Genomic DNA, 12,274 nt, shown 5'->3' with positions numbered 1-12,274 from the left:
GGAAAATAAGTCTCCGGTCTGATTCAAAAAGGTTGTTTCAGGATAAGATTTAAGTGATAAGCCTTTAAAATATATATTTTTAGAGTAACTAGAGAAGGAGATTTCCAAACAGTGAATTCTAAATATAGCAAGATGAGCCATCCTTATTGCTCTATGGTTTAAGCTGTTTTTGGAAGTATATTCTACTTGATTTATGTGATATGACTAGGTTATGTTACATAAAACTTATGAGAGTTTGTTTGGTCACCTGTGCTTTTCGTAGAATTTGTTCCTCTTTTGCAAATTTGAAAGGCAGTGTATAATGTATGAGTCTCCTGCTTGAAATGCCTCACCGATAAGGATGGCCAAACAGGGACATGGGGTTTTTGTGGATTATATGAAACTATTCATGATATAATAGCACGAAAGCTACTCAGCGATATTGAATATGACTTAAACTAAGAATTCAAATGAACCAATGGGGGTACGGCTAATGAACAAGTCCATTAACATCCAAGATACGTTCTTGAACCAACTGCGGAAAGAAAACATTCCGGCTACGGTCTATTTGACTAATGGCTTTCAAATCCGTGGGACAATCAAGGCTTTTGACAATTTCACGATCGTCATTGATAGCGACGGACGCCAGCAAATGGTATACAAGCACGCGATCTCCACGTTCACGCCGCAACGCAGCGTATCGCTGATGCAGCAAGACAACGGCGGCGAAGCTTAAAAAATCCGAAACCTTTTCATCAAACATTTCGTCTACATGTATAGGTATTGAAACAGAGCAACCTAATAAGGGTTGTTCTTTTCATTCCGGGCAAATTAGGCTTTTATAAGTTTGTGCTAACCAGAGAAATAGAAAACATGCAACTGAAAGGGAGTCAGGAGGTAACATGCCAAACGATCCGTTATCCAGGTCTAATAACCGAAACACCAATAACAAATCCAACCCAAAAGGGAAACCCAAGAAATCTAAAAAGAAAAAAATTACGGGGAGACGCGTTGGATGGACTTTGTTTTTCACTATGGCGGTGGCCATATTCTGTGCGCTGGGCGGATATTTGTTTATCTTAATTAGCGGAGAACGTCTGCTCACAGCCAATATGGATAAAACGACAATTAATGAGACATCCAAAGTATATGACCGTAACAACAATATTATAGGTGAGCTGTCCATTCAAAAATTGGAACCTGTAGAATCCGATGATATTCCAGAACTGGTCAAGGAAGCATTTATTGCAACTGAGGATAAACGTTTCTATGAACATCAGGGCGTGGATATCTGGGCCATCGGTCGTGCGGCCGTGAAAGATATTATGGCTCGTTCCATGGTTGAGGGCGGCAGTACGTTAACCCAACAATTGGCCAAAAATATGTTTCTATCACGTGATAAAACCTTCTTCCGAAAAGCGACCGAAGTATCGATTGCGATGGCGCTGGAACGTAAATTTTCCAAGGATGAAATTTTGACGATGTATCTGAATCGAATTTTCTTTGGTCACCAGCGTTATGGGATCAAGGCTGCATCGGAGTTTTACTTTGGAAAGAAAGATTTGAATGATCTGGAGTTATGGGAGATTGCTACACTGGCTGCTATGCCTAAAGGACCGTCAGCATACAACCCGCTCAGCAACCCGAATGATTCGAAAGCACGTCGTGCAGTTGTTCTTCAATTGATGTATGAGCAGGGTTACATTAGTGAAGCTGAGATGAACAAAGCGAAAGCTGTGGATTACAACTATACCCCGCCGAAGAAAGAGAGAAAATATCAAGCCTTCATCGATTATGTTTTACGTGAAGCGGAACGTGTAACAGGCATGACAGAAGACGATCTTAACATTGGCGGATACAAAATTTATACAACGATGGATGCACAGGCTCAAACCGCTATGGAGAATGCGTTCGCGGATGACAGTATGTTTGAAGCGAGCAGCGGAGAACAGCAGGTTCAGGGTTCAATGGTCATTATGAATCATGAGAATGGCAGTCTTGTTGCCTTGCTCGGCGGACGTGATTATCAAACCAAAGGGTATAGCCGTGTTACGCAGAGCCGTAGACAACCAGGTTCAGCGTTCAAGCCGATTGTATCTTTTGCTCCTGCGCTTGAGAGTGGGAAGTTCAATCCGAACTCACAGCTCAGTAATGCCAAACAATGTTTTGGTGACTATTGTCCAAGTAACCTGCATGGATACTCATCCACAATCAGCATGACCGATGCGGTTAAAAAATCGGAAAATATTCCGGCGGTTTGGTTGCTCGATCAAATCGGTGTGAATGCAGGTTTTAACTTTGCCAAAAGTGTAGGCATTCAGATGACAGAAGAGGATAAAAACCTGGCCATCGCTCTTGGAGGGCTGAGCAAAGGTACGAATACACTTGAAATGGCTCAGGCGTTCAGCGCATTCGCTAATCTAGGTGAGTACCGGCAGGCTTACTCTATCAAAGAGATTAAGGATAGTACGGGTAAAACGATCTATAAACACGATAAATCTGATACCAAACGAGTGATGAGTGAACAGAATGCGTACGACCTGACCAAAATGCTGCAAAATGTAGTGAATGATGGTACAGGACGTTCCGCTCGTCTGGATCGACCAGTGGCAGGGAAGACTGGAACAGTACAGAGCGGTATTGCGGGTAACCGATCCAACCGAGACGTTTGGTTCGTTGGATATACGCCAGAATGGACGGCCGCAGTCTGGATGGGGTATGACAATCCTGATGCGAATCACATGTTGAAAAACAGCAGTAAGCTGTCAGCATTGTTTTTTGCCAGAGTGATGGGGGATGCGTTAAAAGGTGTACCTGTGAAAGATTTCAAAGCGCCTGCTGGCGGACAGAAACCTCCTCCGGTACAAGAGCCGCAACAGCCTTCACTTTCAGTTAGTGGATTGAATGGGTCCTATGATCCTGCTTCGCAAACCGTATCACTCAGCTGGACGGGAACAGGAGATGCGAACACAACGTATCGTGTGTATCGGAAGGAAACTTCGGAAGCTCAATTCACACATCTAATTGATTCTGTCGGATCAACAAGTGCGCAGGATTTAAGTGCATTACCTGGTCTCACCTATGAATATTATGTAACAGCTTATGATGCGGCAACTGGACAAGAGACCAGCCCGACGAATACAATCTCGCTGATGATTGAAGCACAGGAGGTCGATCCGCAGCAACCAGATCCGGATATAGGCACAGATCCTGAAATGCCAGATATGGATAATCCGGATAATGGCGGAGTGGATAACGGTGATCCAAATGGTAACAACGGCAATGGAAGCGAGAATGGTAATAACGGAAATGGAAACGGGAATAGCGGCAACGGAAATAATGGAAACAACGGCAATGGCAACGGCAACGGAAATAATGGAGGAGCCGGTTCTGGCGATGGAGGACAGCCAGATGGAGGCCTTAGTCCGCCTGATCAAGGAACGACAGATCCCGGTAGCGAAGGCTCGAGTGATGATACGATAACAACGCCAGGGCAGATCGTTCCACCGGAAACAGGAACCAGTCCAGAGAACGGAGGAACGGAGGTTCAGTCCACGCCACCAGGAGGTTGAAAAGAGTAAATACCCTATAAATAAAATATAAGTTATATATTTCTTGAAGCTGCTTCCCCGGTTCTCCGGTGAAGCAGCTTTTTTATGTACATAAGGGTGACAAGTAATCCGAGAATAATCCGATGTGACACATATGTAACCATAAAGGGAAATATAAAGGGCTTGGTTTTGAGTGTATTGATTAAATATGGTAAGCTGTAGCTATTCGTAATACGTTTTGTAGAGCAGACTTGCTTGGAGCGGCTCTCTAACAGGCGTATAATTGTTCACCAATCTAAATGCAGATCACGGATCTGCAGTCGGCAAAGAGGGGTTCGTATGAAACGGAAATTCGGGGATCGCGCAAACTGGCGCCGGATTACGAACCGACAGTTTACATGCCGGTTCGTTCAATCCAAAATTTTTACAGGTTACATTACGTTATACACCATACAGGATTTGAAAGAACCTTTGTGGAAAACCTATGGAGGTACCACATTTTGTATTGCGGACAAAGGGTATTCTTGGCTTCAGTATTATCCGAAGGGAGAGCACTTTGTCGTCACAGCCATGTTCGATGATCACCAGCGGATTGTCGAGTGGTATATTGATACATGCCGTAGCCAGGGTATTACAGATCAGGGGGTTCCATGGTTTGACGATCTGTACCTGGATGTCGTTGTACTCAAAGATGGAGAGATCTTTTTGCTAGATGAGGATGAGCTTGAGGATGCCTTGTCTCGGAAGCATATTACGACAGGAGACTATGATCTCGCGAACAAAACAGCGAAGGAATTGCTGCACGCAATTGATGCTCATGTGTTTCCATACTTTCAACTATCTCTGAAACATAGACAGACGTTATTCGAGAATGGTGAATTTCGAAAGAATATTCAAGTCTAAAAATAAGTATTTCGAACTAAAACTTTTCATGTACATCCTTCTAATATCTGGACACCTGATAGAATACATTAATAATCAGGAGAGAACAGCCCGATAAAATAGAGGTGATGGCGAATGAACGGACGGGTCATGGCTGCAGGAGGGCAATCGGGAGGCAGACCATCCAGACAAATTAATGTGGTATTGCGTAACCAGGAGCCTCAAATACTTACAAAAGAAGAAGCACTCTCGGTACAAACGGCCAAAAGTATAACGAAGCATGCCCACTTTCAAGAGATTCAAGGTGAGCTCGAACAACTGGTTGGACTCGAAAATATTAAAGAACTCGTGTTTGAAATTTATGCTTTTCTTCAGATTGCACAGATGCGCTCTGAGGCAGGTCTGCTTAGTGGTGCTCACGTGTATCATATGATCTTCAAAGGCAACCCTGGAACGGGAAAAACGACAGTAGCCCGAATTGTTGCCAAAATGTTTCAGAAGATGGGTGTGCTCAACAAAGGTCATCTTATTGAAGTAGAGCGTGCCGACCTTGTAGGCGAATACATTGGGCATACCGCACAGAAGACCAGAGATTTGGTCAAGAAAGCACTCGGTGGCATTTTATTTATTGATGAAGCTTATAGTCTGGCTCGTGGTGGGGAAAAGGATTTTGGTAAGGAAGCCATTGATACACTGGTAAAATCGATGGAAGATCATAAAAACCAGTTTATTCTGATCTTGGCGGGGTACTCGGAAGAGATTGATTTCTTTCTACAGACGAATCCGGGATTACCATCTCGCTTTCCAATCCAGGTTGAATTTCCAGACTATACGATTGACCAGTTGATTCAAATCTCTGAAATGATGGCCAAAGAGCGTGATTATATTTTGATGCCACAGACCATACTCAAATTAAAGCAGCATCTTCTACAGGAAAAGAATGATTCGTTGCACGCATTCAGTAACGCTAGGTACGTAAGGAATGCTATTGAGAGATCGATCAGGCATCAGGCTGTTCGTTTGTTAGAGCAGTACTCGGATGGAAGTCCTGGGAAGCTGGAGCTGATGACCATTCGTACTGAGGATTTGAAGTTTGAACGAAAGTAAACGAGGAAAACCTTTCAACAAAGCCGACCGGTTTAACCGGTTCGGCTTTAGCCATGCTATTGGAAAATTTAGGTTTTAAGGCTAAAATGATATGAAAAAAGGAGCGAATGCATAGATGACAAATGGAACACACGTCACTGATACAACGAAGAAAGATCGTGCCATACTGGTCAGCCTGGTCACTGATGAGGTAAAGCGTTCAGGTATTAATCACGAATATTCATTGCAAGAGCTTGTGAAGCTTGCTGAAACTGCAGGAGTTGAAGTACTAAGTGTACTAACCCAGAACAGAGAAACGCGGGATACGAAGTGGTTTATTGGTAAAGGTAAGGTTGAAGAATTGCGTCTAGTCTCTGATGAACTCGGGGCAACGACAGCTATTTTTGATCAAGAATTGTCGGGGGCACAGGTTCGAAATCTTGAAGAGGCTTTGGATTTGAAAATTATAGATCGTACACAATTGATTCTCGATATCTTTGCTCAACGTGCTAGCACACGAGAAGGGATTATACAGGTAGAGCTGGCGCAGCATAGCTACTTGCTTCCGCGTTTGTCCGGTCATGGAAAAAACTTGTCAAGACTCGGCGGCGGCATCGGTACTAGAGGTCCTGGTGAGAGCAAACTGGAGACTGATCGTCGGCATATCCGCGGGCGTATTGATGATTTGAAACGTCATCTTGAAGAAGTCACACGTCATCGAAAACTGCACAGAGAACGTCGTAAAAAAACAGGCATTATTCAGGTGGCTCTCGTAGGTTACACGAATGCGGGTAAATCAACACTGCTCAAGCAGTTAACGTCAGCCGATGTATACATCCAGGATCAGCTGTTTGCTACACTGGACCCGACATCACGTACGATGGAACTTCCAAGCGGTAAAGAAATTGTGCTCACAGATACTGTAGGGTTCATTCAGAATCTACCTCATGATCTGGTTGCTGCTTTTCGTGCCACACTGGAAGAAGTCAATGAGGCAGATTTAATTTTGCACGTTGTAGACGCATCATCCGAGATGCGAGAAGATCAAATGCACACGGTTAATGAGATTTTGCAACAGCTTGGTGCCGGAGACAAGCCTCAGCTTGTGCTTTATAACAAGAAAGATGCTTGTTCACCAGAGCAGCTGGAGATGCTTCCATTGGATAAAAAACATATCAAAATAAGTGCGCTGGATGAAGTAGATTTGATCAAGGTACGTGAATTGATACAAGCTGAACTGACAGGAGATACAAAAAAATTCCGTATACCAGCCGAGCGTGGCGATCTAACATCGGTACTTTACAAAATTGGTGACGTTGTTGGTACAGAATACGATGAGAATGATGTCATTTACCAAGTTGAGCTGCAAAAAGGGGAGTATGAAAAGTTTAATTATTTACTTGAAGATTTCATTGAGTTGTAATATTCATGACATATAAATGTGATAAGTTGACACGAAACTGATTAATTCACCTCAGTTTCGTGTAGTAAAGGGGAATGAAGCAATTGGCAAGTTTTGATTCAACTATTGTAGAACTTCAACAACAGGTAGAACATCAAATTGAAGGGCGTTTGAAAGAGATTGATCGTATTGTGGATCACAATCAATGGAAGGTCATTGATGCATTTCAGCGGAAAAAGGTAAGTGATTTTCATTTTGCAGGGTCTACAGGTTATGGCTATAACGATCGTGGACGAGAAGTGCTGGATGAAGTATATGCGGATGTATTTGGTGCAGAATCTGCGCTGGTGCGTCCTCATTTTGCGTCGGGGACACACACCATCAGCACAGCTCTGTTTGGTGTACTGCGTCCTGGTGACGAACTGTTATACATCACAGGTAAGCCTTATGATACATTACATAAAGTAATTGGCCATCCTGGAGACGGTACAGGTTCGCTTCGTGATTTTGGTATCGGGTATGCTGAAACAGAACTAACATCGGCAGGGGAAATTGATTGGGAAGCGGTCGAGAAGCAGATCACTCCGGCGACAAAGGTTATAGGTATTCAACGTTCACGTGGTTATGACTGGCGTTCTTCTTTTACGATCGCTGAAATTGCGGATATGGTGACACGTGTCAAGGCACTGAAATCAGACGTTATCGTGTTTGTGGATAATTGTTATGGTGAATTTACAGAGGAACGTGAGCCTACTGAGGTGGGTGTAGATCTAATGGCAGGTTCGCTGATCAAAAATCCAGGTGGTGGGCTCGCCGAAACAGGAGGGTACATATGCGGTAAGGACAAATACGTCCAGCTTGCGGCATATCGTCTGACTGCACCCGGCATTGGGGGCGAAGTGGGTGCCATGCTTGGAACAACTCGTGGTATATACCAAGGGCTTTACATGGCTCCAACGATCGTTGGACAAGCCGTTAAAGGAAGTGTTTTTGCTGCAGCGATGTTTGCGGCCTCCGGATTTGTAACCAAGCCTGCATGGAACGAGCCGCGTACAGATCTAATACAGGCAGTACAATTCAGTTCTGCGGAGCATTTGATCGCATTTGTACAGGGTATTCAGCAGGCAGCAGCTGTGGACAGCCACGTAGTTCCTGAGCCATGGGACATGCCAGGATATGAGCATCCTGTTATTATGGCAGCAGGTACGTTTATTCAGGGAGGAAGTTTGGAATTATCAGCAGATGCACCTGTTCGTGAGCCTTTTATCGGATATATGCAAGGTGGCTTAACTTACTCCCATGTTAAATATGGAGTTTTGATGGCATTACAAGCGATGAAAGATCGCAATTTACTGTGAGTTTATCTAACACATCATTGACACAGTGCAAAAACTAAATGTACAATAGGGTCAAGAATAGATGACTGGAAGGTTGATGAAGATGGGCGACGAAATTCGTAGAAATATGGCCTTATTCCCGATTGGTATTGTTATGAAGCTCACTGACCTGTCCGCAAGACAGATTCGTTATTATGAGCAGCACAACCTTATTGTTCCTGCCAGAACTTCAGGTAATCAGCGCTTATTCTCATTTAATGATGTTGAGAGACTGCTAGAGATTAAAGCTCTGATCGAAAAAGGAGTTAATATCGCAGGGATCAAGCAAGTAATGAATCCTGTATCAAAAGAATCTGAAGAAGCAACGGTAATTACACCAGATACGGAAGTTAAACGCAGAGAGTTGTCCGATACGCAACTGCATCGTTTGCTGAAGCAACAACTTGTCTCCGGTAAAAGACCTGGTCAGGTTTCACTTATTCAAGGTGAACTTTCTCGTTTTTTTAACAAATAATAGTTGTTTCGTCCTAATCAAGACGGGTAAGTAGTTTTCATACTTCTGATGTCAGACTCCTTGACCCGTAGTATATTCTAATGTACAAATATAACATGCAAGCCAAATAAACAGATAAGAAAGGGAGAGGAATCATGAGTTATACAAAAGAAGATATTCTCCGCATTTCCAAAGAAGAAAACGTACGATTCGTTCGACTACAATTTACTGACTTGTTGGGAGCAATCAAAAACGTTGAGATTCCTGTTAGCCAGTTAACTAAGGCTTTGGATAACAAAATGATGTTTGACGGATCTTCCATCGAAGGTTATGTACGCATTGAAGAATCCGACATGTACCTCTATCCGGATCTTGACTCGTGGCTTATTTTCCCATGGGTTTCCGAAAATCGCGTAGCTCGTTTGATCTGTGACGTGTATTTGCCAGACGGGAATCCGTTCCCTGGAGATCCGCGCAATGTTCTGAAACGTGCATTGAAGGAAGCGGAAGATATGGGATATACCTCCTTTAATGTTGGACCAGAACCGGAATTCTTTTTGTTTAAAACAGATGAAAAAGGTATTCCAACAACCGAACTGAATGACCAAGGTGGTTACTTTGATCTAGCGCCAACAGATCTTGGTGAAAACTGTCGTCGTGATATCGTCATCACGCTTGAAGAGATGGGCTTTGAGATCGAAGCTTCCCACCACGAAGTTGCTCCTGGTCAGCACGAGATCGACTTCAAATATGCAGATGCTTTAAAAGCTGCGGACCAGATTCAAACATTCAAACTCGTTGTAAAAACAATTGCACGTCAGCATGGTTTACATGCTACCTTTATGCCTAAACCGTTGTTTGGGATGAACGGATCCGGTATGCACTGTAACCAATCTTTGTTTGAAGGCAGCACTAATGCGTTTGTTGATGAGTCAGACGAACTGGGACTTAGTAAAGCGGCACGTCACTACATGGCAGGTATCCTGAAGCATGCACGTGCATTTGCAGCAATTACTAACCCAACTGTGAATTCTTACAAACGTCTCGTTCCTGGTTATGAAGCGCCTTGCTATGTGGCATGGTCTGCGAGTAACCGTAGTCCGATGATTCGCATACCGGCTTCCCGTGGTTTAAGTACACGTGTTGAAGTTCGTAACCCGGATCCAGCGGCTAACCCTTATCTGACTTTGGCTGTTCTGTTGAAAGCGGGATTGGATGGCATCAAGCGTGAGCTTTCCTTGCCAGCTCCGATCGATCGCAACATCTACATTATGTCTGAAGAAGAGCGTGTGGAAGAAGGTATCCCAAGTTTGCCAGCAGACTTGAAAGAAGCGCTGAACGAATTAATTCGCAACGAAGTAATCTGCGACGCTCTCGGCGACCACGCATTGGCTCACTTCTACGAATTGAAAGAAATCGAGTGGGATATGTATCGTACACAAGTTCACCAATGGGAACGCGATCAATATATTACTTTGTACTAATAGCTGAATCCCTTGCGCCACCTGGCGTGAGGGGTTTTTCTTTTTGGGAAAAAATCATTACTAGTTGAAATAATACGAGAGTGCGATCAAAATGCTCACAAAAATTCTAATCTTGAAGGATTGGTTTATTGTAAACATCGAACTTATCCATGCTATTTTTCTGGATTTTAGAACAAAGCTGGGCATATACATCCGATGTAATTTGAATGCTGCTATACCCAATTGCTTTTTACGAATTTTATATCAGCTTCAGCTTCAAGCAACCTCTTCTCACCTTTTCTAATTCTTCTATTGAAAATTAATATATTGTCGATATAATGATATGGGACAATTTACCCATAATATACATAGAGGAGTTGCAGTAAATTGAGATGGTTTAAAAGTGTATTGTGTTTGATGCTGATCCTAGCACTAGGTTTTACTTTAAGTACTAATGAAACTCAAGCGGCATCAAAAAAGGTGTCTTTAAAGATTTCAAACGGAGGCAATTACTATGGAGAAGTCAAAAATGGTAAGCCTCATGGAAAAGGAACAGCCCAATGGGGTAAGAACAAGACCTATTCAGGAGATTGGGTTAATGGTAAACGATCAGGAATAGGTAAGTATATAGTCAAGGACTATAGTGAGAGCTACATGGATAGCATCATGGGAGAACTAGATAATGTGAGAACGACTACGTACATCGGAAAATGGTCTAATGACAAGATGAACGGTGAAGGGTTTTACCGTGACAACGTGAGAGCATTCCATGATGGGAATCAATTTGATGAAATTAATGAAGGTACATTTAAAAATAACAATTTTGTATCAGGTTACACTGTGGGTATGTACTCCAACAAAGATATTGTGTTTAGTTATAATAGTTCAGTAAGTGAGATTATTGTCCAAACAGATAAGTTCAATTTTCAATCAGGGACTTTCTCCAAGATGATTGAGAATAAAGAGTATCAGTACCTCACAGTTACCACACGAGATGCTAAAGGGAATGAAAAAATGATTGGACATGAATATAACATGGACGTACTGCCGCAAGTAAATGAGTACAAAACTAATAAAAGGAAAAATGGTAATATTGTTGAAGAGAAAGCCATTAAAGAATATGAAGTAGGGGCGAAGAAGATAGCAGAAGAGGTTGATAAAATATTAAATAAACATAAAGTTAAATTCGACAAGTTGTTGCCACAACTGTTTGTTAACTAAATCGTGGTTTTCAATTAAAGACTGGAATAGTAAAAGCATAGAAAAAGGCACGAATGGAACGCACAGCTGCATTGCACATGCGTCATATGATTGAGCGTTCCTTTTGTAGCCTTATTTTTGTGGTTTAATAAATGGGATGGAACGAAACAGTTCTGTAGTAAACAAGTATGTTCTAAAGTACAAATATTCTTTCATGTCCAGTCTCAATGACGAAAAAAGGTTTTCAAGTAAATTAAAAGAATGTTGAAGAATTGTACCTGCAATTATATTAAAAAGTAGCGAATATCAATACAAGTAGAGACTGTAGAGACTGGAGGCACAGGGATCGAGTGAGAAACAAGAAGAATAAGGCTTTTTGGATAAGTGGGATTCTAGTCTTCATAATAGTTATTGGAAGTGTATCGTTGTGGAACTGGTACTACGATTTAGAGAGGATCCCTAGAGGGGAAATTATTTCAGAGTCAGTTTCACCAGATGGTAAATATACGATAAAGGTAATGCATTCTAACGCTGGAGCAACCACTTCATTATCTATTCTATGTGAGCTCCAGTACAATGAGGGTTCAAATCCAAATAAAACAATATATTTTCAATATAAGGCTGAAAAAGCTTTTATTAGCTGGGAAAGTAATGAGGTCGTTTCCATAAATGGTATAAAACTAGTTGTCCCTGATGATGTCTATGATTGTCGGAAAGAAGAGAAGATAACATCAAGTCAGATCTTAATAGATCAGAAGGTGAAGCGATTAGCTCCCATAACACATTCAAGAGTATGACTGCAAAAGTGAACGAGTGAGACAAAAAGAGGTTGTCCTATAAATTAGGGCAACCTCTTCTGTATTGCATCAGTAAAAACATAT

General features: G+C 42.3%; 10 protein-coding genes. All 10 read left to right on the top strand.

All coding sequences use genetic code 11. The features are described 5' to 3' along the window. The first annotated feature begins 472 nt into the window (after positions 1–472). The 10 genes from hfq to PQG66_RS07710 all read left to right on the top strand — a co-directional run bounded on the left by hfq (position 473) and on the right by PQG66_RS07710 (position 12,190). A complete protein-coding gene (gene hfq, locus PQG66_RS07755; protein ID WP_090916826.1) occupies positions 473–715 on the top strand; it encodes an RNA chaperone Hfq in 243 nt (80 codons plus the stop codon). A gap of 166 nt (positions 716–881) precedes the next feature. Next, positions 882–3,551, top strand: a complete 2,670-nt coding sequence (locus PQG66_RS07750; protein WP_272036986.1) for a transglycosylase domain-containing protein — start codon at positions 882–884, stop codon at positions 3,549–3,551. Between the two features lie 318 nt (positions 3,552–3,869). Next, a complete protein-coding gene (locus tag PQG66_RS07745) occupies positions 3,870–4,433 on the top strand; it encodes a DUF402 domain-containing protein (protein WP_272036984.1) in 564 nt (187 codons plus the stop codon). A 114-nt stretch (positions 4,434–4,547) separates the two neighbouring features. Continuing rightward, the gene (locus PQG66_RS07740; RefSeq protein ID WP_272036982.1) at positions 4,548–5,519 is read left to right on the top strand and encodes an AAA family ATPase; all 972 of its coding nucleotides are present in this window, start codon (positions 4,548–4,550) and stop codon (positions 5,517–5,519) included. A gap of 115 nt (positions 5,520–5,634) precedes the next feature. Continuing rightward, entirely contained in the window at positions 5,635–6,921 is a 1,287-nt protein-coding gene (gene hflX / locus PQG66_RS07735) for a GTPase HflX (RefSeq protein WP_272036979.1), read from the top strand. A gap of 83 nt (positions 6,922–7,004) precedes the next feature. Beyond that, positions 7,005–8,258 (top strand): methionine gamma-lyase family protein, encoded by a 1,254-nt coding sequence (locus PQG66_RS07730; protein WP_272036978.1) that lies wholly within the window; start codon positions 7,005–7,007, stop codon positions 8,256–8,258. A gap of 82 nt (positions 8,259–8,340) precedes the next feature. Next, positions 8,341–8,751 carry a MerR family transcriptional regulator gene (locus tag PQG66_RS07725; protein WP_272036975.1) on the top strand — a complete coding sequence of 137 codons (411 nt, stop codon included), beginning with the start codon at positions 8,341–8,343 and terminating at the stop codon, positions 8,749–8,751. Positions 8,752–8,885: 134 nt separating this feature from the next. Then, positions 8,886–10,214, top strand: a complete 1,329-nt coding sequence (glnA, locus tag PQG66_RS07720) for a type I glutamate--ammonia ligase (protein WP_272036973.1) — start codon at positions 8,886–8,888, stop codon at positions 10,212–10,214. Positions 10,215–10,580: 366 nt separating this feature from the next. After that, positions 10,581–11,414, top strand: a complete 834-nt coding sequence (locus tag PQG66_RS07715; RefSeq protein WP_272036971.1) for a hypothetical protein — start codon at positions 10,581–10,583, stop codon at positions 11,412–11,414. 329 nt (positions 11,415–11,743) lie between these two features. Beyond that, entirely contained in the window at positions 11,744–12,190 is a 447-nt protein-coding gene (locus tag PQG66_RS07710; protein WP_272036969.1) for a DUF5412 family protein, read from the top strand. Positions 12,191–12,274 lie beyond the last annotated feature (84 nt).

The sequence above is a fragment of the Paenibacillus sp. JJ-100 genome (assembly GCF_948329825.1).
Taxonomy (GTDB): domain Bacteria; phylum Bacillota; class Bacilli; order Paenibacillales; family Paenibacillaceae; genus Paenibacillus.
This window is presented reverse-complemented; position numbering and strand designations above follow the sequence as displayed.